The 24,116-nt window shown below is 44.0% G+C and carries 22 protein-coding genes and 2 tRNA genes; 20 read left to right on the top strand and 4 right to left on the bottom strand.

Going from position 1 to position 24,116, the window contains the following annotated elements; translation table 11 throughout:
* Position 1: 1 nt before the first annotated feature.
* From QVC79_RS02220 to QVC79_RS02240, 5 genes are read left to right on the top strand one after another with little or no spacing between them, the layout of a single operon-like run.
* Positions 2-1,465 (top strand): hypothetical protein, encoded by a 1,464-nt coding sequence (locus tag QVC79_RS02220; RefSeq protein WP_270595317.1) that lies wholly within the window; start codon positions 2-4, stop codon positions 1,463-1,465.
* Between the two features lie 12 nt (positions 1,466-1,477).
* Positions 1,478-2,884, top strand: coding sequence for a thioredoxin family protein (locus QVC79_RS02225; RefSeq protein ID WP_270595318.1), 1,407 nt, complete (start codon positions 1,478-1,480; stop codon positions 2,882-2,884).
* Positions 2,885-2,910: 26 nt separating this feature from the next.
* On the top strand, positions 2,911-4,152 hold the full coding sequence (locus QVC79_RS02230) for a thioredoxin family protein (protein WP_270595320.1): 1,242 nt from the start codon (positions 2,911-2,913) through the stop codon (positions 4,150-4,152).
* A 46-nt stretch (positions 4,153-4,198) separates the two neighbouring features.
* Positions 4,199-5,317, top strand: coding sequence for a TlpA disulfide reductase family protein (locus QVC79_RS02235; RefSeq protein WP_270595321.1), 1,119 nt, complete (start codon positions 4,199-4,201; stop codon positions 5,315-5,317).
* Positions 5,318-5,332: 15 nt separating this feature from the next.
* A complete protein-coding gene (locus tag QVC79_RS02240) occupies positions 5,333-6,721 on the top strand; it encodes a thioredoxin family protein (RefSeq protein WP_270595322.1) in 1,389 nt (462 codons plus the stop codon).
* 151 nt (positions 6,722-6,872) lie between these two features.
* On the opposite strand, the gene QVC79_RS02245 is transcribed toward QVC79_RS02240, so the two are convergent.
* On the bottom strand, positions 6,873-7,526 hold the full coding sequence (locus QVC79_RS02245; protein WP_270595323.1) for a hypothetical protein: 654 nt from the start codon (positions 7,524-7,526) through the stop codon (positions 6,873-6,875).
* Positions 7,527-7,849: 323 nt separating this feature from the next.
* On the opposite strand from QVC79_RS02245, the gene QVC79_RS02250 reads away from it, so the two are divergent.
* Positions 7,850-8,386, top strand: a complete 537-nt coding sequence (locus QVC79_RS02250) for a GNAT family N-acetyltransferase (RefSeq protein WP_270595324.1) — start codon at positions 7,850-7,852, stop codon at positions 8,384-8,386.
* A gap of 60 nt (positions 8,387-8,446) precedes the next feature.
* Here QVC79_RS02250 and QVC79_RS02255 read toward each other — a convergent pair.
* A tRNA-Leu gene (locus QVC79_RS02255) sits at positions 8,447-8,531 on the bottom strand.
* 4 nt (positions 8,532-8,535) lie between these two features.
* A tRNA-Gly gene (locus QVC79_RS02260) sits at positions 8,536-8,611 on the bottom strand.
* Positions 8,612-8,899: 288 nt separating this feature from the next.
* On the opposite strand from QVC79_RS02260, the gene QVC79_RS02265 reads away from it, so the two are divergent.
* The 10 genes from QVC79_RS02265 to QVC79_RS02310 all read left to right on the top strand — a co-directional run bounded on the left by QVC79_RS02265 (position 8,900) and on the right by QVC79_RS02310 (position 20,088).
* Positions 8,900-9,766: a cell division protein FtsX gene (locus tag QVC79_RS02265; RefSeq protein WP_270595325.1), complete on the top strand. Its 867-nt coding sequence runs from the start codon at positions 8,900-8,902 to the stop codon at positions 9,764-9,766.
* 10 nt (positions 9,767-9,776) lie between these two features.
* Positions 9,777-10,040, top strand: a complete 264-nt coding sequence (locus tag QVC79_RS02270; RefSeq protein ID WP_027200463.1) for a DUF3098 domain-containing protein — start codon at positions 9,777-9,779, stop codon at positions 10,038-10,040.
* A gap of 68 nt (positions 10,041-10,108) precedes the next feature.
* Entirely contained in the window at positions 10,109-10,897 is a 789-nt protein-coding gene (locus tag QVC79_RS02275; RefSeq protein ID WP_270595326.1) for an undecaprenyl-diphosphate phosphatase, read from the top strand.
* Entirely contained in the window at positions 10,897-11,613 is a 717-nt protein-coding gene (gene truB, locus QVC79_RS02280) for a tRNA pseudouridine(55) synthase TruB (RefSeq protein ID WP_270546469.1), read from the top strand. The genes QVC79_RS02275 and truB overlap by 1 nt, the downstream gene beginning before the upstream one ends.
* A gap of 38 nt (positions 11,614-11,651) precedes the next feature.
* On the top strand, positions 11,652-12,701 hold the full coding sequence (queA, locus tag QVC79_RS02285) for a tRNA preQ1(34) S-adenosylmethionine ribosyltransferase-isomerase QueA (RefSeq protein ID WP_124316760.1): 1,050 nt from the start codon (positions 11,652-11,654) through the stop codon (positions 12,699-12,701).
* Between the two features lie 70 nt (positions 12,702-12,771).
* Positions 12,772-16,077: a transcription-repair coupling factor gene (mfd, locus tag QVC79_RS02290; RefSeq protein WP_270595327.1), complete on the top strand. Its 3,306-nt coding sequence runs from the start codon at positions 12,772-12,774 to the stop codon at positions 16,075-16,077.
* A gap of 3 nt (positions 16,078-16,080) precedes the next feature.
* Positions 16,081-16,818, top strand: coding sequence for a type III pantothenate kinase (locus QVC79_RS02295; RefSeq protein WP_270595328.1), 738 nt, complete (start codon positions 16,081-16,083; stop codon positions 16,816-16,818).
* Between the two features lie 122 nt (positions 16,819-16,940).
* Complete coding sequence (locus QVC79_RS02300) at positions 16,941-18,260, top strand: tetratricopeptide repeat protein (RefSeq protein WP_229128370.1); 1,320 nt, start codon at positions 16,941-16,943, stop codon at positions 18,258-18,260.
* Positions 18,261-18,264: 4 nt separating this feature from the next.
* Entirely contained in the window at positions 18,265-18,837 is a 573-nt protein-coding gene (gene lptC / locus QVC79_RS02305) for an LPS export ABC transporter periplasmic protein LptC (RefSeq protein ID WP_270595329.1), read from the top strand.
* Positions 18,838-20,088, top strand: a complete 1,251-nt coding sequence (locus QVC79_RS02310) for a hemolysin family protein (protein ID WP_270595330.1) — start codon at positions 18,838-18,840, stop codon at positions 20,086-20,088.
* Positions 20,089-20,102: 14 nt separating this feature from the next.
* Here QVC79_RS02310 and QVC79_RS02315 read toward each other — a convergent pair whose 3' ends face one another.
* Complete coding sequence (locus QVC79_RS02315; RefSeq protein ID WP_270595331.1) at positions 20,103-21,182, bottom strand: mannose-1-phosphate guanylyltransferase; 1,080 nt, start codon at positions 21,180-21,182, stop codon at positions 20,103-20,105.
* Positions 21,183-21,320: 138 nt separating this feature from the next.
* Here QVC79_RS02315 and QVC79_RS02320 point away from each other — a divergent pair, with 138 nt between their 5' ends.
* From QVC79_RS02320 to QVC79_RS02335, 4 genes are read left to right on the top strand one after another with little or no spacing between them, the layout of a single operon-like run.
* Positions 21,321-22,058, top strand: coding sequence for an MlaE family ABC transporter permease (locus QVC79_RS02320; protein WP_270595332.1), 738 nt, complete (start codon positions 21,321-21,323; stop codon positions 22,056-22,058).
* Positions 22,058-22,828: an ABC transporter ATP-binding protein gene (locus QVC79_RS02325; protein ID WP_087421471.1), complete on the top strand. Its 771-nt coding sequence runs from the start codon at positions 22,058-22,060 to the stop codon at positions 22,826-22,828. Before QVC79_RS02320 ends, QVC79_RS02325 begins: the two co-directional genes overlap by 1 nt.
* A 20-nt stretch (positions 22,829-22,848) precedes the next feature.
* Entirely contained in the window at positions 22,849-23,766 is a 918-nt protein-coding gene (locus tag QVC79_RS02330) for a DUF4296 domain-containing protein (RefSeq protein WP_270595333.1), read from the top strand.
* Positions 23,767-23,779: 13 nt separating this feature from the next.
* The gene (locus QVC79_RS02335) at positions 23,780-24,112 is read left to right on the top strand and encodes a hypothetical protein (RefSeq protein ID WP_270595334.1); all 333 of its coding nucleotides are present in this window, start codon (positions 23,780-23,782) and stop codon (positions 24,110-24,112) included.
* Positions 24,113-24,116: the final 4 nt, after the last annotated feature.

The raw sequence follows: 24,116 nt of genomic DNA on the forward strand, positions 1-24,116 counted from the left end.
GATGAAAAAACGGATAGTTGTAATGTTTGCCGTTTGGCTGTTTACGACTTGTAATTTATTGGAGGTAAAAGCTCAACAGGTTTGTGACTATGTGGTTGTAACCTCGAAAAAGGTTCAGGCTGACGGGGAATGGATGAAGGTGGTAGAGGCTTTGGCTAAAAGACATAAAGCAACCGTGTTATATTACGACAAACAGCCGAGAGAACTGTTAACAGAGTTACGGCGTTTAACTCCCCGTTACGTGGCAGTGGTGGAAAAACCGGAAAACTTGAACCGGGAGTTCGTCATGGAAGGACATCGTTTGAGTCGGGAAATAGATGATGATATTTATGCGGATTACCTGTGGGGAATTATCACGGGGTATTCGGCTGCGGATGCCATGCGCATGATAGAAGGTAGTGCGAAACCTTTTGTGATTCATACGGCATTGAACACGACGGCAGAATTGAGCGATGGAAAATATTTTGATCGGTTTGCATTTATGAATGACGGGGGAACTCCCGGAGGTTGGGGCGAGAAGACAACCCGCGACGGGGAAGTGAAGAACGAGCAGATCAATAAATGGGAGATATTGAATAAATGGGTGGAGAAATATAAAGAAATTGATCCCGATTTGTTGGTAACCTCTTCACACGCGACAGAGAAAAATCTTGAAATGCCATTTACTGTTGGTAATCTGAAACCACAGGGAGGGCGGTTGTATGCCGATTTCATGACTCCTGAGTTTTTAGAGGGGACGGCTCACCCGAGAGTTTATTTCGCGGCGGGTAACTGTTTGATCGGGAATATCGACAATGACCCGGAGAGTATGGCTGTGGCTTGGTTGAGCGGGATGGATGCAACTTCCATGGTGGGATATGTCGTTACAACTTGGTATGGCAGGAACGGTTGGGGAGGTTTGAAATACTGGGTTGCCAATGCCGGGCGGTTGACCTTGGCGCAGGCCGTTTATCTGAATCAGCAGGATATGTTGAGAACGGAACATGCTTGGTTCCCGGAGATGCTGACCGTAAATTATCCTTTTTCGAAAATGGAGTTTGGAGAAAGGGAAGCGTTTGAAAAGCAATTCAAGGCTGCGACGGGGCAGGAACCTACGAAAGACCAGATGGGATTTGTACATGACCGGGATGTGGTTGCCTTGTATGGCGATCCGGCTTGGGATGTGAAACTGCAAAACTCGGAACCGTTAGGATATAAGGTGGATTTCAAGGTAAAAGGGAAACAATGTTTCGTGACAATTGCGACCAATGAATATTTTGATGGGGGATTGATGAGAGGAGGGAAACTGAAACAGGAACACGTGACGGATATTCCGTTTGCCTATTATTTCCCGAAACGTGTGCATAACCCACGTTTGGCAGAAGGACAGGAATGGGAAGTTGCCGTGGCAGAGGATTTCTTGTTACTTTATAATTGTGACTTCGAGAAAAATAAAAAATATACAATAGTATTGGACATAAACTAAAGGGATTGTAAAATGAAAAAATTAGTATTGTTAGTGACGATTTTAATCACTGGTTTAACCGTGTTTTCACAGGGGATCGACTTCCAAAAGGGGCGTTATGCCGAGGTGTTGAAAATGGCGAAAGAACAAAATAAGTTGGTATTTATAGATATATATACCTCATGGTGCGGACCTTGCAAGCACATGGCGGATAACGTGTTCCCGCAAGCTAAAGTCGGTGAATATTATAACGCTCATTTCTTAAACTTGCAATTGGATGCAGAAAAGAGTGAAGACGGGAAAATGGTTGCGAAAACGTTTGGTGTATCCGCTTATCCCACGTTCCTTTTTGTCAATGGAGACGGGGAGTTGGTTTACCGCTTCTTGGGCGGTAAAACCGTGGATATGTTTATCAAGGAAGGCGAGAAAGCCGTGGATGCGTTTGCCGCGCAACCGGAATTGAAGAAATACATGAAAAAATATGAAGAAGGAAACCGGGATAAGGAATTTTTGGATCAGTATTTTGTGTTGAAAGATAAATCCGGTTTAGATTGTAGCGATGTGTTGCTTGATTATTTTGCATTGGTGGATGATGCTCATTTACTGGATTCTGTCAATGTTCCGCGTATCGCCAAAATCACGGTTTTTGACAAGAAATTAGCCAACCGTTTGGTGGATGCCGCTTGTGCGGAGGCAGCCAACCCAACGAAGGATAAAAAACAGTCTGTTGCTGTGAATAAAGCCATTTGTACTTTCTTGAGTGCTTGCGTGCAGAAGACGGCACGAGCCGATCAAGAGGAAAATTTCGAGGAAGTGTTGGCTTTGAAAGATCGTTTATTTAAAGCGACAGGAGGTAAGGATAGTGCCACGGCGGCTTCATTGGGAGGAGGAAATATCTATATCCCTTCCGAATTATTGCGTTTAAACTATTATTCGGCTAAAAAGAAACTGGATAAGTTTAACCAGCTTTTTATCAGTTATATGGCAGAACTCCAGAAAGAATACGAAGAAACTCATAAGGAGAAAATTGCTATGCTTAAGGCCATGGAAACCAAGTTGAAAGAGGCAAAAGAAAGTGGAAATGAAGAGGAATACAAGGCTGCGAAAAAGCTAAATGCGATGATGTTCGCTTTCTCAAGTATTGATGATTACTATACCTCGACGAGCATGATTGAGAACGTGGAACGTTACGAGGATATATATACAGGCGAAAAAGATGCGGCATATAAAGATCGGGTTGCCGGTTGGTACGTGTTTTTACATCAGTTAAGTCCTTCCGCGAAGACCGCTACGTACGTGGCTGATAAATTGTTAGCGCTGGACAAGAAAGAGCTGGCGAAAGAAGTCCTGACCTTGGGGTTGAAAGATGGAAGTTCTGCGGCTGGTGTTGAAGAGGGAGACGTGAAAGCTTGTCAGGCAAAATTGGATGAATTAAAATAATAGCATATTTGTAAATAGGATTGATTATGAAAAAGATTGGATTTGTAGTACAATTTTTATGTTTGGCCCTGTTCTCCTTCGGACAGTCGGCCGGGGAGGGGATTCGTTTTATTGAAGGCGAGAAATGGGAAAATATCTTGAAAATGGCTCAGGAGCAGGACAAATATATTTTTATGGATTGCTACACCTCTTGGTGCGGTCCGTGTAAGGCTTTAGCTAAAGATATTTTTACACGTAAAGACGTGGGGGACTTTTTTAACGCGAATTTCATCAACGTGAAGTACGATATGGAAAAGGGAGTGGGGAAAGATCTGTACAAACAATATAAATCCAATATCATCGGATTCCCGACGCTCTTGTTGATTAATAAGGAAGGTAAAGTCATGCACCAGATGGCCGGATTCCAAGAAGCAGATGTCTTGATTGCCGGGATGAAAGCGGGTAAGGAAGGTAAAAGCTTGTTTGCTTGTCGCGACAGATACGAGGCAGGAGAGCGGGATTTGGCGTTTCTGAAAGAATATGTTGCCGCGTTGGAAGGAGCCTTCTTGAAAGATGACATCGAGAAAATCGTGCTTGATTACATGAAAACGATGCCTTTGGAAAAATTGCAGGAAAAAGAAATCTGGGATTTCGTGGGCGCTTTTATCAAAGATCCTTATTCTCCGCAGTTTGACTACGTGATTTTCAATATAGACCGTTTGGCTCATAAAGTAAAGTTTGATCGCTATAACGTGGAGAGACAATTAAGTTGGGCGCTGGAAAAAGCAGTAGACCGTGTGGTTGAAATTAAATTTGATGAGAATGGGACGCCCTTGCGTTTGGTTGATGAGAAAGGAAAAATAGACACCTTGTTACGTTTGATCGACCGTGGGAATTTGAAACGTGCGGAAACGTATCGTGCCAAGATAAAGATTTATGAATTGGAATTGGCCCAAAAATGGAACGAGATATACGAAAGCCAGATGATGTATCGTGACATCAAGGCTTTGGGGTATTCAGACCGTTGTTTGGAAGAAACAGCCCAATATCTTGCAGCGTACTGCCCGGACAAAAACGTGTTAAAGAAATATCTGGCTTTGATCGAGGAATTGCAACAAAAAGAAGACAAGGGGAGTGCTAAATTAAGAGCTTGTTATTACGGAACTCTTTCTGTTTTATATGCTAAACTTGGCAATAGTACAAAGGCAAAAGAATTCAAAAAAATGGACGAGAAAATCAAGGCCGAAAAAGCCAAAGAGTTCGAGTCATTTTTGAAAAAATCAGAATAAATATAAACGATACTTGATTTAAAAATATTAAAATAATACCGGAAATATGAGAAAAATTGTCAGTGGATTATTAATGGGTTTGTTGTTCGTGGGTTGTGCTAAACAGGAGACAACATACACCATTCAAGGAGAATGGGAAGGTGGAGATGGAAAAGTGGTCTATTTAAAAAAGGATTTGGGCGACAAGAAATATGAGATATTGGATTCCGCTATCGTGGCAAACGGTAGTTTCAAAATGCAAAAGCCGCTGGGAGACGTGGACGAACGGATTTTGGACATAAATGGAAGTACGAATATCGTTATTTTGGATTCTATTCCAATCCATGTAAAATGCGTAACCGTGAAAAAAACGGTCAAAGGAAAAGAGATTGAGAATATCAAAACTGAAATATCCGGAAGCGTGGAACAGGATATTTTTAAAACGATGATGATGGCGCAGCGGGATGAGATGCTGATGATGTTGGGACTTTCTTTCATGAGTAGAGACGAGAAAACAAGTGCTGCCATGCAGGACTCTTTGGTGATGATGTACACGGCCATGAAGGAGAAAACCGTGCGGACAATTGATAGTTTGGTAGCGAATTATCCCGATTGTCATACAACGGCATTGATTATTAACAAGTTTGTCATCAAAGATAGAGATTTGGCAGAAGTTGAAAAAATGTATGAAAGTTTGACTCCTCGCATCAAAAATGCTTATCTGGGACGTAAATTGAAAACGTCGATTGATAATATCAAAAAGACATCAATCGGTAGCATGGCCCCGGATTTCACGTTACCAGCTCCGGACGGAAAGAATGTTTCTTTATCCGATTACCGTGGGAAGATTGTTTTGCTTGATTTCTGGGCGTCTTGGTGTGGTCCTTGTTTGCGTGAAGTTCCCAATGTGAAGAAAGTATATGACAAGTTCCATGATAAAGGATTTGAAATACTGAGCGTGTCACTGGATGATAAAAAGGATAATTGGGTAAATGCGATTGAAAAGAATGATTTGGACTGGGGTCACGTTTCTTCCTTGAAGGGATGGAGTTGTCCGGTGGCAAAATTGTATAACGTGAGCGGGGTTCCAGCCATGTTGTTGATTGACAAGGAGGGAAAAATTGTCGCTACCAAATTGCGGGGTGACTTGTTGATGGAAAAAGTTGCGGAACAATTTGGAGAATAACGATTGGTAGGAATAATGAGAAGAATACTTTTTACAATAGCCATTTTGCTTTTCTCGTGGAACGTGTTTTCACAGGGGATTCAGTTCGAAACCGGTAGCTGGAAAGAAGTTTTACAGAAAGCAAAACAGGAGAATAAATTGGTCTTTGTAGACCTGTACACGACGTGGTGCGGTCCTTGCAAGAAAATGGCTGCGGAGACTTTCCCTCAGCAGACCGTGGGAGATTACTTCAACAAGAATTTCGTCAATTACAAGATTGACGCGGAGAAAGGTGAAGGACCGGGATTGGCAGGTAAATACGAGGTTTCGGCTTACCCGACGTTGGTATTCGTGAATGCCGAGGGCGAGTTGGTGTATAAGTTTATGGGGGTCCGTACGGCTGATAAACTGATCGCGGAGGGGGAGAAAGCCGTGCGTTTACATGCTTTGGCTCCCCGCATTGCGGCGATGGAGAAAGAATACGAGCAAGGAAAACGAGGAAAAGTATTCCTCGGAGAGTATTACGCTCTGTTGAAAGAGTCCGGGGCAGGTGGTGGTGTTGTCCTGAACGAGTACTTGAAATGTCTCTCTGACGAGGAATTGTTGTTGGAGGAGAACGTGAATAATATAGGTAATATTTCCATTTTCGATCCGGTTCTTTTTGATCGTTTGGTTAAGGGCATTAAGAAGGTTGAGGGAGAGAATAAGAAGTTGGGCAACCGCTTGAATGCCTCCGTGATGAAAAGTCTGAGTGCTTGTTTTGCTACTTGCGTGAAAGAGAAAGATGAAAAAGCGTTGGAAGGGATTCTTGACGTGAAGGCCGGGTTGGGAAATCTGGAGAATGGTATGTCTGCCATGATGGGTGGCGGTAAATCTTACCTTCCGGCAGAGCAGTTGCGTTTGGATTTTTATTCGAACAACCGTCTGGACGATAAATTCAAGACGTTGATGAACGAGTATATGATAGTCCAGCAGCAAGAGAATAGCATCGATTCTCTGAGAAAAATGGAAGAGATAACAAACCGGCATTTCAAGATGTTGATTGATTCGGCTAAAATGAAGAATGATTCTGCCGCGATCGTGAGTATAAAGAAGACGATGGGTATGGCGAGCTTGTTTGGAGGGGTGAAGTATAAACTATTGTCCTCTTTCGTGATCAGTGCTACCCGTCATTACTGGAAGATTACCGATCAGCAAAATGCTGGAGAGAAAAAGCAATGTATCGACTGGATAAACTACGCTTACCAGTTAGATCGTACCCCGGCCACGGCTTGGGGATGTGCGGATTTCTTGGAAGGAATCGGGGAGAAGCAGGAGGCTAAAAGGCTCTTGAATGACGTGTTGGAAGTTGTTAAGAGTAACCCGGCAAGTGATGTCGATCCGAAGGATATTCAATCCGTAAAGGACCGAGTGGAAAAAATGTAACATGTGTTTTATTTAAAATAGACTGTTTTAGTATAAAACAGAACTGCCCCTAAAAAGTGAACAAAAAACTTTTAGGGGCAATTTATTTTTTTGTGATAATTCCATTTTTCCCGGTTCTCCCGGTAAATAAGTCATGTTCGGTGAGACGTGTCTATAGTTCTACGTACTCGCTCGGTGAAAATTGGGTAAATTCTTCGTTTCCGAAAAACAGGTAAAGATGTAATCGTGTTCCTTCCGGTTGATCTGCCGGAGGAATTTCGATCGTGATTTTCTCGTCTATCCGGCGTGGCATGTAATCCAAGGTTAACTGGGGTGAACGACGTAACGTGTCATAGAAATAGCCTAGGAATACCCAGTCAGAGGAACCCGCTTTCGGGCAATTAGCCCCGTTTTTCCAGTGTAGGGTTACCGTCCATCCCTCGCGTTCCGCGGCCGTGATCACGGGAGCATCCAAAGACCCCACGGAGAACCGAAACGTTTTGAATGCCCATACACCTTTACCCGGTTGTAGGCACCCGCCGTTGATGGAGTGGAATAAGGAATCACTTTTAGAGACCCCTCTTGCCCTTGCTTCAACTCGCCATATCGGTAAATCCTTGATTGCCCGGCGGTAAATTTTCCACATTTTGCGGGTTTCCGTGAAACGATCGGTCGTTTGTCGCTCCCCTTCTGTTCTGGATTTTCTAGGGCCTCGCTTGGATTTACATTTCCTGATTTTTCCCCCGTATAGGAAATAAGTGTACCCGTCCATTTTGATCGGGCCATTAGCGAGCAAGGCTAAAAATAAAGGAGAGGTAGTATCCATGTCAATCCTGATTTAATGATTAGTAATTGGTTAATTCCGGAACAATAGTACAAATAAAATTTTAAATAAACAATAGATATATTTTATAAACCTTATTATATATAAGGTTTATAAAAGGTATCTATAAGGTATCTATAAGGTTTATGAGGGTATTCATCCGTATTTGATCAATGATTAACCATTTGACATGGTATTAATAATGTATTAGTTCCCAATTGATTATGATTCACCTGAGATGCTGGTTTAGTTTTGGCTTGAATGATTTACTTATTTGTCAAAATTTATTTTGAATAGAATAAATTATTTTTGTAGCCGGATAAAAAATGAATGAAATGATATTGGAAACGGAACGGTTGGTTCTAAGAAATTTAGAACAGGATGATTTTGGCGAGGTGTGTAAATTGTTGCAAGACCCCGTGGTGATGTATGCTTACGAGGGTGCTTTTAGCGATCAGGAAGTTCAGGCGTGGTTGGATAAGATGTTCCGGCGGTACGAGGATGACGGTTTCGCACTGTGGGCGGTCATCGAGAAAAGCAGTGGTGAGCTTATCGGGCAATGTGGTATCACGTACCAAGAATGTAACGGGGGCAGGGTTCCGGAAGTCGGTTATTTGTTCAGGAAAGAATTTTGGCATAAAGGATTTGCCACGGAAGCTGCCATTGCTTGTAAAGAGTATGCGTTTCAAGTGCTGAATTTTGACGAGGTTTATTCCATTATTCGGGATTCGAACGTGGCATCCCAGAACGTGGCCCGACGGAACGGGATGATAGAGGTTGATACGCTTGTCAAGCATTATCGGGGAGTCGAGATGCCACATATCGTTTTTCGGGTATCGAGAGGGAATAATTTAAAAAAGTGATTAGAGTTTTCTGGATAAAATAAAAGGAGTTAGTGATTACTAACTCCTTAATATTCCGTGTACTCGAGGCGGGACTTGAACCCGCACAGCCGCAATGGCCACGGGATTTTAAGTCCCGCGTGTCTACCGATTCCACCACTCGAGCAACTTGGAGCGAAAAACGGGACTCGAACCCGCGACCCTAACCTTGGCAAGGTTATGCTCTACCAACTGAGCTATTTTCGCATGATTGCTTGCAAAATTTTCTAGGAACGCTTTCCTTTTTTGCGATGGCAAATATAGAGCATTTTTTGTTTTCAGCAAAGGGTTTGATAAGAAAATGCAAAGGATTTTTTAAATTCATTTCTTGAAAACTGTTTTTCATGCAGTTACTGGAGGGGAAAAGAGGTGAATGTCGGGGAACGGGAGGTCGAATGAGGCCTAGTGAAGATGTGATTTTGCGATTTTTTTTAAGAAATGGGTTGTTCTCGGGTGTAGAATGATTATATTTGTCAAGTTTTTAAGACAGAAAAAATGTCGCGGACAGAAAGTAGAAAGGGAAAAAGTGCTTATTTTGTTCCCACAATCAGTATTTCTCTGGTATTGATCGTGGTCGGTATGCTTGTATTTATTTTGTTGAATGCCCGGGCGGTTTCGGATCATGTGAAACGGAATATCGGTTTTGCCGTGATCGTGAAGGATAACACGAATGAGGCGGAAATTAAGCGGGTGCAAAAGATTCTGGATACCCAGCCTTACGTTTACACTTCGAAGTATATTACCAAGGAGCAGGCGGCGAAGTCTTTCAAGAAAGAGATGGGAGAGGATTTTGAGCGGATATTGGGTGCCAACCCTTTGTTGCCTTCCATCGAGATCAAGCTGAACCCGGCATATGCGAATAACGATTCGCTGGCGATGATAGAGAAAGGATTGGCAAGATTTGATATTATCCACGAGGTGTATTACCAGAAATCCATGATCGAGAGTATTAACGAGAACATACGGCGGATCACGATTATCTTTTTGATTGTCGGGGCGGTGTTGGTGTTGATTTCGTTCACGTTGATTCGCAACATGATTCATTTGGCGGTTTACTCGCAGCGACTGTTGATCAAGACGATGCAGTTGGTGGGGGCCACGCCGTTTTTTATATGCAAGCCTTTCGTGTACGGGAGTATGTGGCGAGGGTTCTTCGGGGCGTTGATTGCTAATTTGGTGTTGCTGGGTGCGATATTTTTCGTACAAGAGAACGTGGGGAACGTGATTAATATCATGCGGCAGGACGTGATCCTGTTGATGGTGGGTTTCGTGATCCTTTCCGGGGTGGTGTTGTCATTTTTCTCGGCTTGGTTCTCGGTACGTCGTTATTTGCGGCGGGATTTGAATGATTTATACGTGTAAATAAAAATATATGGCAAGAATTTTAAACGAAAAGAAAGACGGTTTTCCTATACCGAAGGATAATTACAAGATGATCCTGATCGGTTTCGGGATCGTTATAGTGGGTTTCCTCTTGATGATGGGAGGGGGAGCGGATTCGCCCGATACATTTAATTATGACATTTTTAGTTTTCGCCGGATCACGTTAGCGCCTATCGTGGTGTTATTTGGTTTTGGTTTCGTTTTCTGGGGTATCATGCGAAAACCCAAAACGAAGGGAGAGGAGAAAAATTAAATATTAATGTAATTGAATATTGACGTGCGTGCATTCTCAATTTTCAATTCTCAATTTTCAATTCATAGATGGAGTGGTTTGAGGCATTGGTGCTTGGTGTCATCCAAGGACTTACAGAATTTTTGCCGGTGAGTAGTTCCGGGCATTTACAGATTTTTAGTGCTCTTTTCGGGTTAGAAGGAGAGGAGAATCTAACGTTTGCCGTGGCAGTTCACGCCGCGACGGTTTGTAGTACGATCGTGATTTTATGGAAGGAAGTGTCCGTGTTGTTCAAGGGCTTTTTCACGTTCAAGTATAATGACGAGATGGCCTACGTGCTAAAGATATTTCTTTCCATGATACCGGTGGCTATCGTGGGATTCTGTTTCAAGGATTACGTGGAGGCGTTATTTGGTTCGGGATTGACGGTCGTGGGGTGTATGTTGCTGGTAACGGCGGTGTTGTTGTCGTTCGCTTATTACGCTAAACCCCGGGTGAAAGAAAAAATCTCGTATCGGGACGCGTTCGTGATCGGGTTGGCGCAAGCGTGTGCCGTGTTACCCGGCTTGTCTCGTTCCGGTTCGACGATTGCTACCGGAATATTATTGGGTAACAAGAAAGAGGCGGTGGCTAAGTTTTCTTTTTTGATGGTATTGATTCCTATTCTAGGGGAGGCTTTTCTGGATCTGATGAAAGGCGGGTTCTCGGCAGAGGCAAGTGGTATTTCGACCGTGTCGCTATTGGTGGGATTCGCGGCAGCTTTTATCTCGGGATGTATTGCTTGTCGCTGGATGATTAATATCGTGAAAAAGGGTAAGTTGATTTGGTTCGCTCTTTATTGCGCTATCGCGGGTATATTGACGATTGTTTTAGGATAATGAGTAAGTGGGGTAATATTTTTTTTAGAGAAGGAGAGGATTTTCGGGCAGGAGCGGTGTTCGTGGTCGATAAACCATTGCGCTGGACATCGTTTGACGTGGTGAACAAAGTTCGTATTTGCTTGAGAAAAGGATACGGGAAGATAAAAGTGGGGCACGCGGGAACGTTGGATCCTTTGGCGTCGGGAGTGGTGATTATTTGTGTGGGGAAGGAGACGAAGAAGATCGAGGAGTATATGGGGCAGGAGAAAGAGTACGTGGCGGAAATTACTTTCGGGCATACGACTCCTTCTTATGATTTGGAGACATCTTTTGACGGGGAGTTTTCGTATGAACAAGTGGATCGAGCCTGTTTGGAGCGGGCGGTCCAGCAGTTTATCGGGGAGATTGAACAGTTCCCGCCTTCTTATTCGGCCGTCCGTGTTGACGGGGTCCGGGCGTACGAGATGGCACGCCGGGGGGACGAGGTGGAGATGAAGAGCCGGAAGGTGATGGTTCGGGAGATTGAAATATTGAAAGTGGAACTTCCAATAGTGGAACTCCGGATCGTGTGTAGCAAGGGGACGTACATCCGTTCGCTGGCTCATGATCTGGGGAAAGCCTGCGGGAGCGGTTCGCATCTGTCAGCTCTAAGAAGAACTCGTGTAGGAGACTTCCGGGTGGAAGATGGGTTTAAAATGGATGAAATTATTGGAGTTTTACAGGAAAATTTGTAATTTAGCAAGATTTGATTAATATATAAACATTATTCAACATGAAATTATCTAAGTTTAAATATAAGTTGCCGCCGGAGTTGATCGCGTTACATCCGACGCCTAACCGGGATGAGGCCCGGTTGATGGTTCTGGATCGGAAAACCGGAAAGATTGAACACAAGGTATTTAAAGATGTGATTGACTATTTTGACGAGAAAGACGTGTTCGTTTTTAACGATTCCAAGGTGTTCCCGGCGAGGTTATATGGAAACAAGGAAAAAACCGGGGCGGAGATCGAGGTGTTTTTGCTGAGAGAGTTGAACCCAGAATTGCGTATCTGGGATGTACTGGTTGATCCGGCTCGGAAAATACGTATCGGGAACAAGTTGTATTTCGGGGAAGATGATAGCATGGTGGCAGAGGTCATTGATAATACCACTTCTCGCGGGAGAACTTTGCGTTTCCTGTTCGATGGTGAGTATGACGAGTTCAAGAAGGAGTTGTACGCCTTGGGTGAAACCCCGCTTCCTCGTTTTATTAACCGAAAAGTGGAACCTGAAGATGCTGATAATTACCAGACGATTTTTGCCAAGCATGAAGGTGCGGTGGCAGCCCCGACTGCGGGTATGCATTTTAGCCGCGAGCTGATGAAACGTATGGAGATCAAGGGGATTGATTTCGCTTACATCACGTTGCACGTCGGATTGGGGAACTTCCGGGAGGTGGACGTGGAGGATTTGACGAAACATAAGATGGATTCGGAACAAATCTTTGTGACACCAGAAACAGTGAAAATCGTGAATGATGCGAAGGATGAAAAGCATAAAATTTGTGCCGTGGGTACGACGGTGGTACGTACTTTGGAGAGCTGCGTGACCACGAAAGGACGGTTGACGGAATTTGAAGGGTGGACGAATAAGTTTATCTTCCCCCCGTATGATTTTAGCGTGCCGGATGCTTTCATTTCCAATTTCCATTTGCCTTATTCAACGTTATTGATGATGGTAGCGGCCTTCGGTGGGTATGAACACGTCATGGAAGCGTATAATCAGGCGGTTAAGGAAAAATATCGTTTTGGTACTTATGGCGATGCCATGCTTATCATTTAAAATATAGAACCGGAGGGTTGAAGACGGTATGCTGAAAGGTATGCCGTTTTTTTGATAAAGGAACAAAGATTTGGAAGCAAAAGAGTTATTAGATTTATTTCAAGATCATCCTGTCGTTCAGAAAATTGCCAATCGGCTGCGCAAGCAGACGGGGACAAAGATAAAGTTGGAGAACGGGATCGGTTCGCTTGTGGCTTTTATCGCGGCTGCCGTGGGACGGGAGATGAAGGGATTACAGCTTTTCGTGTTGAACGACAAGGAGGAGGCTGCTTATTTCTACAATGATTTGTTGACTTTTTATGACGAGGAGAACGTGCGTTTTCTGCCTTCCTCGTTTCGGCGTTCCGGTAATTTTGAAGATAAAGATAACGATTCGATTCTGGTTCGGACAGAGGTGCTGAATGCCTTGACGGCAAAGGAGGTGGGGATGGTGGTCACTTACACGGAGGCGATGGCCGAGAAGGTGGTGAGCAAGAAGATGTTGGCCGATATGTCGATGCCCGTGATCAAGGGGAACAAGCTGTCGATAACGTTTTTGGAGTCGTTGTTGGGAGAGTACGGTTTCGAACGGAATGATTTCGTGTATGAACCCGGACAGTTTTCTATCCGGGGAAGTATCGTGGATGTCTATTCTTTCGCGGAAGAGCGTCCGGTGCGAATAGACTTTTTCGGGGACGAGGTGGAAAGCATTCGTTATTTCGATGTAGAGACACAGCTTTCCGAGCAGTTGATTGACAAGGTGGTGATCGTACCCGATTTGAGCGAGTCAACGGATAAGAATGATAACGTGGGGTTGACCGAGTTCCTTGGGAAAGAGGCCACGTGGTGGATGAAGAATTCCTTGTTGATTCATGACCGCATTAATTCGTTAAAAGAACTGGATGCCGGGGAGTTCCTGATCACGTCGGATAGTTTGTTCCGGACGATCGAGGGGAATAGCGTGGTGGAGTGGGGACCGGAGTTGTTTTTCCGGGGTGAGGTGATTCGCTTGGAAGCGGAGGTGCAACCGGCCGTGAACAAGCAGTTCGATTTGCTGGCAGAGCATTTGCTAGACAAGCAGATGGATCGCTACACGGTTTATCTTTGTTCTACGAACGATATGCAACTCCAGCGATTGCGGGATATTTTCTCGGACAAGGGGCATGAGGTGAATTTTGTACCCGTGGAGGGAACGATCCACGAGGGTTTCAGTGATGCCCTGATTAAGGTGTGTATCTACACGGAGCATCAGATCTTCGATCGTTACCAGAAATACCGTTTGAAGACTTCGCAGATCCGGAAAGGGCGGGAGTCCATCACGATCAGCGAGTTGCAGAACCTGCATCCCGGAGATTACGTGGTGCATATAGATCACGGGATCGGGCGCTTCGGCGGGTTGACGAAGATTGATAATGACGGGAAGATTCAGGAGGCCATACGTTTGGTCTATAAGAATAATTCCGAATTGTACGTGAGTCTCCATTCATTGCATAAAATTTCCAAGTACAAGGGGAAGGACGGTGAACCGCCAACCGTGAGTAAGTTGGGCGGGGAGGCTTGGAATAAATTAAAACAGCGAACCAAGTCGAGGGTAAAGGATATTGCCCGGGAGTTAATAGCCCTGTATGCCAAGCGCAGGCGGGAGGAGGCTTATGCGTTCTCGAAAGATAGTTTCTTGCAGGACGAGATGGAGGCATCCTTTATGTACGAGGAAACGCCGGATCAGATGAAGGCGATTGAGGCGGTGAAAGCGGACATGGAGAGTCCTCACGTGATGGATCGTCTGGTTTGCGGGGATGTGGGATTCGGAAAAACGGAAGTCGCTATTCGTGCGGCATTCAAGGCGGTGGCTGATAGTAAACAGGTGGCCGTGTTGGTGCCGACGACGGTTTTGGCTTATCAGCATTATAATACTTTCAAGAAACGTCTGGAGGGGATGCCTTGCCGGATCGAGTATATCAGTCGGATGAAAAAGAGTGCCGATATTAAGCGGATTTTGAAAGATTTGGAAGCGGGGAAGGTGGATATTATCATCGGGACGCATCGTTTGACAAGTAATGATATAAAATTTAAGGATCTCGGTTTGCTGGTGATTGATGAGGAGCAGAAGTTTGGGGTGGCGGTGAAGGAGAAGTTGAAACGTTTGAAATTGAACGTGGATACCATTACCATGACGGCGACACCGATCCCGCGGACTCTGCAATTTTCGTTGATGGGGGCGAGGGATATGTCGATTATCCGTACGGCCCCGCCTAATCGTTACCCGATCGTGACGGAGTTACATCGTTTTGATGAGAAAGTGATTAAGGATGCGATTTCTTACGAGGTGAGCCGTGGGGGACAGGTGTTTTTTATTCATAACCGGGTGGATAATATCCGGGATATTCAATATATGATTCATCGTCTGATTCCCGGCATCAAGAGTTGTGTGGGACACGGGCAGATGAGTGGGGAGGAGTTGGAGACGGTGATGCATGATTTCGTGCGGGGAGATTACGACGTGTTGATTGCCACGACGATCGTGGAGTCGGGGTTGGATATTCCTAATGCGAATACTATTATTATTAATCAGGCCCAGAATTACGGGTTGAGTGATTTACACCAGTTGCGTGGACGGGTGGGACGTTCCAACCGGAAGGCTTTTTGTTATTTGCTGGCCCCACCTTTGGAATTAGTGAATGCGGATGCCCGGAGGCGGTTGAAGGCGATCGAGGATTTCAGCGGCTTGGGGAGTGGGTTTAATATTGCCATGCAGGATTTGGATATTCGTGGGGCCGGGAATATTTTAGGGGGAGAGCAATCCGGTTTTATTGCAGAAGTGGGGTACGAGACCTATCAAAGAATTCTGAACGAGGCGTTAGTGGAATTGAGGGATGAGGAATTCCCCGAATTACAGAAGGTGCATCCGGATGAGCCGATGGCGTTTGCCACGGATTGCGTGATCGACACGGATTTTGCTTTGTTGATTCCCGATACTTACGTGGAGAACGTGAGCGAACGAATCCGCTTGTACCGGGAGTTGGATAATATCGCGAACGAAGAGGCTTTGCAGCGTTTCGAGATAGAGATGAAAGACCGCTTTGGCGAGATTCCGGCTCCGGTTGTCGGGTTGATGGAGGTGGTCCGGATTCGTCAGAGATGTATAGACTTGGGAATCGAGCGGTTGATGGTGAAGAATAACAAGATGGTTGTTTATTTTATCAGTGACCAAAATTCGCCATTCTATGCCTCTCCCGTGTTTAGCGAGCTATTGAAATTTATACAGAAACAGGTGATCCCTTGCAAGATCAGCGAAAAGAATGATAAGTTGAGTCTGGTTTTCACGAGTATTGCCGATATTAATCGGGTATCGGAAATTACGCGGGAGATGCGGGATTTTGCTTATGGTAATAATTAAGCTATGAATCTAATTGTTGATATTGGAAATACACGAACCAAGTACGCCGTTTTTGACGAGGGCGATTGGGTGGAGTGTGGATTGGGATTACCGGAAGTATACGATCTGGCGACGACTTACCGAAAAAGCGGGAAGGAAGTAAACTTGATTTTGTCAAGCACGGGAGCTATCTCGGCGGAAGTTCGGGAAAGATTGCGTGAGGTTTCTACTTTCTTTTGTGAAGTGTCATCGGAAATCCCCTTGCCGATACGCTTGGGATATGATACCCCGAAGACCTTGGGGGTTGACCGGATTGCCGGTTGCGTGGGCGGGGCATTCCTTTTTCCGGGTCGGGAGTTGCTGGTGATTGATTCCGGTACGGCGATCACGTATGATTTTGTCAGTGCGGACGGGGAGTTCCGGGGAGGGAATATTTCTCCGGGGCTGGGTATTCGTTTCCGAGCGCTAAACGAGTTTACCGCAAGCCTTCCGTTGGTGAAGTGTTCCATGGAACACGGGTATGTCGGGAAGAGCACGCATGATGCAATTTTGAACGGGGTGATGAATGGTATACTTTTTGAAGTAAGAGGGTATATAGATGAGTTGCTCCGAAATAATCCCCATGCTGCGGTAATTATAACGGGTGGCGGAAGTGAATATCTGAGAAAAACGTTGAAACGGACGGTTTTTTTTGAAGACAAGTTAGTGATCACGGGTTTAAACAGAATTTTAGAATACCAAAAAACGGTTAATTATACATGAAAAATATGTGAAACATTTCCGTTTTAAAGAAATAGTGGTAATTTTGCGATAGTCCTCACGTGGGTGGACTAGCTATGATGAAAAAAAACTTATTCGAACTAACTTAAATAAAAGGGATGACCATGAAAAAGATTGCTGTTATAGCATTTGGGATGTTTCTATTCATTCTACCGACAAAAGCGCAAACGTTGGAGTCTCAGTACGGATTGGATAGTGCGAATACCATTCTGAATGCTTCTCTGTACACGGAATACTGGAAACAGAAAAATTACGAAGAAGCGTTACCCTCTTGGAGATACGTTTTCTTGAACGCACCTGCATTTCAATTAAATACCTATATCCGGGGGGAAGATATTATTGAGTTCATGATCCAGAAGACGAAAAAGAAGGAGTACGTGGATACTTTAATGATGGTTTTTGATCGTCGTCTTCAATACATGGGAAAAAGAAGCCGGGAAGGATATGTTCTTGGGAAAAAAGGTATGGCTCAAGTGAAATATTCCAACGGGGATATTAATATGTTGAAAGCCGGGTTTGATAACTTGATGAGGTCGTATGAATTGGAAGGAGAAGGTACTCCGGCTCAGTTGATTCATGCTACTTTTGAAGTGGGTTGTGGGTTGGTACAACAAAATCAGTTATCTCAGGAGGAATTCATTAATTTGTACATGAAATTCTCTGATTTTGCGGACAAACGTTTGGCATCAGGTGAAAAAGGATGTGATAATTTTGCCGTATGTAAATCTGCATTGGATGCCATTTTCTTTGAGTCCGGGTATGCTGATTGTAATACATTGGCCGGTTTGTTGAATCAGAAATACGAGGCGAATAAAGATAGTCTGCCTGTTTTGAAAGAAATTTCTTCTATCTTAAGAAGACGTGAATGTACGGATTTACCGTTGTACGCTACGGTTGCCGAGAAGATTTATCAGCAAGAACCGAGTGCCGATGCTGCTTACAGTTTGGCTATGATGTTCTTTTCAAAACAAGATATTGCGAAATTTGAGCAATATTTGAAGGAGGCTATCGATAAATCAGATGATCCGAAAGCTAAAGCAGATTATAATTACAAGTTGGCACAGGTGTATTTGTCAAAGAAGAATTATCCGTCAGCCAAAAAATATGCTTTGGATGCTTTGAAGACAAACCCGAATATGGGTGATGCTTACATCACGATAGGTTTGGCTTATGCGGTAAGTAGCAATGACTATGAAGGAGACGAGTTCGACAAACGTACCGTATTCTGGGCTGCCGTGGATAAGTTTGTGAAAGCGAAACAAGTTGATCCATCAGTAGCAGGAAAGGCTAACGAATATATTGAGCGGTATTCTCCTCACTTCCCGACGAAAGACGAGGCTTTCTTCCGTGATATTACGGCAGGGAAAAGCGTGAAAGTCGGTGGATGGATTAACGAGACAACGACTGCCAGATTTAGAGATTAAATACATGACATTTCTATATCGTGCATTAAAAATAAAAAGCATTACCGTCCTTGCTTTAGGGACGGTAATGCTCTTTTCGTGTAAAACGAATATGAAGGATGTGGATGCGATCGGGAACCGGAACAATATGCCTGAAATGTCTGGGGAGAACATGGAGTTATTTTATTCCGATTCCGCGTTGCTGAAGTATAAAGTAATAACACCCCTTTATAATAAGTATAACCAGGACGATAAGAAATATGATGAATTTCCGAAAGGGATCCATGCGGAGTTGTACGAGAAGGATGGTAGCATGGTCGGTTCCATTACCTCGAAATACGCGAAGAAGTTGGAAGAGGAGATGTTGTGGGAGTTGCGTAACGAGGTGGTCGTGATCAATGCCGAGGGGAAGAAGTTGGAAACCGATCTGATGTATTGGGATATGAAAAAAGAGATCGTTTATTCCGATCGCTATTCCCGGCTCACTTCCGGGGATCAGATTATAGAGGGGAATAAAGGTTTCAAGTCGGATCAATCCTTGAAAAACCCAGTCTTTAACAAGATTACGGGTGTGGTAGAAATTGAAAATAAACCTTAAATGTCAGGAGCTGTTGCTATATTAATCTGTTTGGTCCTGTCTGCTTTCTTTTCGGGGATGGAAATTGCTTTTATGGCTTCCAATAAACTCCGAATCGAGATTGATAAATCGAACAAGGGTATCACGCAGAAGTTAATAGATCTTTTTGTTTCCAATTCGGGGATGTATATCACCACGATTCTGGTAGGGAATAACGTGGTGATGGTTATTTATGGTATTTTTATGTCCGACTATCTCGATCCTATGCTGGAAAATGTCGGTATTTCGCTGGGGTTGAGGATGGTTCTCGTGACCTTGATTTCGACGTTGATCGTGTTGGTGACGGGAGAATTTTTCCCGAAAGCCGTGTTCCGTCTGCGGCCGAATGTGTTTTTACGGGTATTTGCTATTCCGGTATTTTTGTTTTATATCCTGTTCTTCCCGATCTCGTATTTCTCCGTGTGGTTCGGGGGATTGTTGCTGAGGATATTTACCGGACGCAAACTGACGCATAAAGAGGAAAACCGGGCTTTTGGCAAGATAGATTTAAATAATCTGATAGAAGAGGGTGAGACCGGGGGAGAAGAAAATGAAGACGAACACGATATTAAATTGTTCCGGAATGCGTTGGATTTTTCGGAAGTGAAATTGAGGGAATGTATAGTTCCTCGTCCGGATATTGTGGCTTTATCTATTGATAGTAGTTTGGATGAGTTGAGGGAGCTTTTCGTGAAAACGGGATTGTCCCGGATATTGATTTACCGGGATTCGATTGATAACGTGATCGGGTATGTACATTCATCCGCTTTGTTTCATCATCCCGAAACCGTGAAGAAGGCAGTGAGTAAAATATTGATTGTTCCCGAAACCATGTCGGCCTTGAGGTTGTTGAATCTTTTCACGAAGGAACAGAAAAGCGTGGCGGTCGTGGTCGATGAGTTTGGAATAACGGCCGGGATGGTTACGATTGAAGATATTATGGAGGAGATATTCGGGGAGATCGAGGATGAGCATGACCGTTTGAATCTGAAAGAAGAACAGGTCGCTCCCGATGAATATATTTTCTCCGGCCGTCTTGAAGTGGATTATCTGAATGAAAAATATGATTTGAATCTTCCGGAGAACGAGGAGTACGAGACTTTGGCCGGGTTGATTCTTTATTACAATGAGGATATCCCGGAAGAGGGGGAACGGATCTCTATTGAAGATATATCTTTTGAAATCGTAAGTGTCAAGAGTGCCCGGATTGAGGAGGTTCGGGTAAAGATATAAAAAGAAAAGGAGCTTTAATTAAGCTCCTTTGTTGTATGTTTTAGCATATCGTCGAAATGCCGGATGTTATCCTCGTGATCCCGGTGGCAGATCATTAGAATATCATTGTTTTCCGCGATAATGCAATTTTCGACCCCTTCAATAATGACTTTCTTGTCTTGGGGGACGTTAATAATACATTCTTTAGTTTCGATTAAGCGGACTTGTTCGCTGTTGGATACATTGTTATTCTCGTCTTTCGGGCTGATTTCATGGAACGAATGCCACGTGCCGACATCGGACCAACCGAACTCACCTTTCATGACATAGACTTTCGCGGACTTCTCCATGATACCGAAGTCGATGGAAATATTACGGCATTGTCCGTAGATGTGAGCGATATTTTCGGGAGAATCCGGGTTCTCCACATTTTTATATTCCTGCTCGAACAGTAAATACATATCTTCGAGGTATGTTTTGAACTCTTCGATAATATCTTCTACTTTCCAGATAAATATCCCAGCGTTCCAAAGAAAATCACCCGATTCCAAAAAGACTTTTGCCAATTCCTTGTCCGGTTTTTCGGTGAACGTTTTAACCTTGGATATGAATTCGGAGAACTTGTTTTTCTTGATCTGGATATACCCGTAGCCTGTTTCCGGTCGGGTTGGTTTGATACCGATGGTGAGTAATCCACCGAACTGTTCAACGAAAGAAATCCCTTTCTGAATGTTATCGAGGTAGACCGCATCATTGGTGATAAAATGGTCGGAAGGGACAACTACTATGCTTGCGTGCGGGTTGATCCGGGCAATCCGGTAAGCTGCGTAAGCCACGCATGGGGCCGTGTTCTTGCCGAAAGGTTCTTTCAGAATATTTTCGGAGGGAATTTCCGGGATTTGTTGTTTGGTCAGCTCTTCATAGGCGGTACCTGTAACAATGAATATATTTTGGGTATCAAAGATTTGATTTGCTCTTTCAAAGGTTTGACGGAGGAAGCTTTTCCCGACATTTAAGATGTCACAAAATTGTTTCGGACAGGCTTTCGTACTCACGGGCCAGAAACGTTTTCCGAGGCCGCCGGCCATTATAACGCAATATGAGTTCTTATTCATCTTATTTAGTTATACATTTAAAATTAAATTCATCTTATTGTTGTCGAAATTAGTAATAAATCCGTGAATAATTTCTATTTTTACGATAAAATTTGAGACAGGGTTTACAGGAGGGTATTATTTAAGGAGTTAGTATAGATGAAAATATTAGATAAGATAGGAGCTTACATATTATTCATGGGGCGTATCTTCACGAAACCTGAGAAGAAGAAAGTTTATTTAAAAGAATTGACTAACGAGTTGGAGAAGTTGGGGTTGAATTCCGTTATGTTGGTGATGATTATTTCTTTCTTTATCGGGGCAGTGTTGACGCTGCAAACGGCTTACAATATGTCGAGTCCCCTGCTGCCTCGCTATCTGATCGGCTATTTGACTCGGGAAACATTATTGCTGGAGTTCTCGTCGACGATCGTGAGTTTGATTCTGGCCGGGAAGATCGGGAGTAATATCGCATCTGAGATCGGTAGCATGAAAATCACGGAACAGATTGAGGCGTTGGAGGTGATGGGAGTGAATTCCGTTTCATACTTGGTGGGGCCGAAGATTGCGGCAGCCTTGGTGGTAAATCCGGTTCTTTATATATTCAGCGTGTTTATCGGTATTATCGGGGGAATCCTGTCGGGATTGGCCTCCGGAGTGGTGAACTATGATGATTATATACACGGGTTACATTTTGCTTTCAATCCTTACTACGTGACCTATTCCATGATCAAAACGTTGTTCTTTGCCGTGATATTTACTTCTATTCCTGCTTTTTACGGGTATAACGTGCAGGGAGGAGCGCTGGAAGTCGGCAAAGCGAGTACGAAAGCCGTGGTGGATAGTAGTATTGCCATCCTGCTTGTGAACTTGATATTAACCAAAATATTATTGTAATGATACGGGCGGAAGGGGTATGTAAGTCATTTGATAAAAAAGAGGTATTGACGGATATAGATGCCGTTTTCGAACCGGGAAAGGTGAATCTGATTATCGGGAAGAGTGGTTCCGGGAAGACCGTGTTATTGAAGTCGTTGATTGGCTTGCACTCGATTGATAAAGGAAAGATATTCTACAATGACCGGGATATTACCGTAATGAATAACAAACAGATAAAGGAGATCCGGAAGGAGCTGGGAGTGGTTTTTCAAGGCGGGGCATTGTTTGATTCGCTTTCCGTGTTGGAGAACGTGAAGTTCCCGTTAAATCTGTTTTCCTCGATGACGGAAAAGGAGAAAACGGAGCGAGCTATTTTCTGCCTCAACCGGGTGAACCTGAATAACGTGGAGAATCTTTATCCTGCGGAGATCAGTGGAGGAATGAAAAAGCGTGTGGCTATTGCCCGGGCTATAGTTTTACAGCCTAAATACTTGTTTTGTGACGAGCCGAATTCCGGTTTGGACCCTTTGACCTCGATCGTGATAGATAATCTGTTGTCCGAGTTGACACATGAATATGATATGACCACGGTTATAAATACGCACGATATGAACTCGGTTTTCGAGATAGGGGAAAAGGTGTTGTTTATCCATGAAGGACACAAAGAATGGGAGGGCAGTAACGAAGAGATCATGTACACGAACAACAAGGCGTTGAACGAATTCCTGTTCTCGTCGAAGTTGAACAGGATGGTGCGGGAGAAACTTGGAAAAAAGAGCGAGGAATAAATACTAAAAGTTTTAGCGATATGAAGCGTATTTTATGGGTGATATTGATTATTGCGGCGATAACGGCTTGTTCGAAGAAGGTCCCGTTGGATAAGGATCAATTCACATCTTTGTTGATTGATATGCACACGACGGATGGAATGTTGTCGGTCGCACGGGGTGATATACGAACTGAAAAAGATAATTATTTATATTATAATGACCTGTTTGCGAAATACGGGATTACACGGGAGGATTTTGATTCTTGCGTGACCTATTATTCTCTGCAATCGGCGTTGTTCAATAAAATTTATGACGTGGTGATTGATACCTTGAGTCGTCGCCAGACGAAAATCATGCGGGAGTGGAAAGAGTTGACCGTGAATGATACAGTTAATCTGTTCCCGGGGTACACGATGATCGTGGCAGATACTATACGCCCGGATTCTACACAAGCTAAAGTCCGGAAGAAAGATTCCATCGTGTACGAAACACGTGTGGTGAAAGCCGATACGGTTTATTTTGACAAGCGGAACCAATTCGTGCTGGTGAAATTGGATAGCATTGTTCCCGGTATGTACAAATTTACCTCGACGATAAAGTTGGAAAAATCAGACCGGGGAAAACGGAATTTCATACAGACTTATTTTCTGTCTGCCGATAATGATACGCTGAAAGTTCCGGATCAGTACGTGGGAGTCGACACGTTGCGCCCTTACAAGAAAGACTGGGAGTTCTACGTGGCGGATTCCAGTTACACGAAGTTATTTATGAAGATTCCCAAGAGTGACCGGGATACGAGGGTGAAAGTGAAGAAGTTGAATGACCGGGAAGGTTGCGTGTACAAAACCGAAATCTTTAAAACGTACGTAGCCCCGAACCGGGAGAAACAATTGAAAAAGGAATACGAGCAGAGGAGACAGATGGAGCTTGAAAGGAAATCTGTAAAAAAGAAATAAGATCATATTCTGAATGAGAAAGATTGCGGCTAATTATATTTTGTTACCCGGATTTGAATTCGTGAAGAATGGATATGTTGTTTTGAAGGACGGGAAGGTGGTGGACGTGGTGAATACCGGAGGCGAAATCCGGGAAATTCCTTGTCTCGAATTCTACGGGGGAATGATTGTTGATGCTCGTGTTCGACAGCATATTAAGTGGGTTCCCGGTGATTCGATTCGTGAGAAAATTCTTCAATTATACCGGGAAAGTGAGGTATGTGGAAATGGCCTTGCCCTTATTCAAGGGGCTGATTTTACCCGTTTTATCTGGATGCCGGAATCCCGGATCGTATATTTGCGCTAAGTTA

The organism is Butyricimonas sp. (assembly GCF_019423355.1).
In the GTDB taxonomy this organism is placed as follows: domain Bacteria; phylum Bacteroidota; class Bacteroidia; order Bacteroidales; family Marinifilaceae; genus Butyricimonas; species Butyricimonas faecihominis.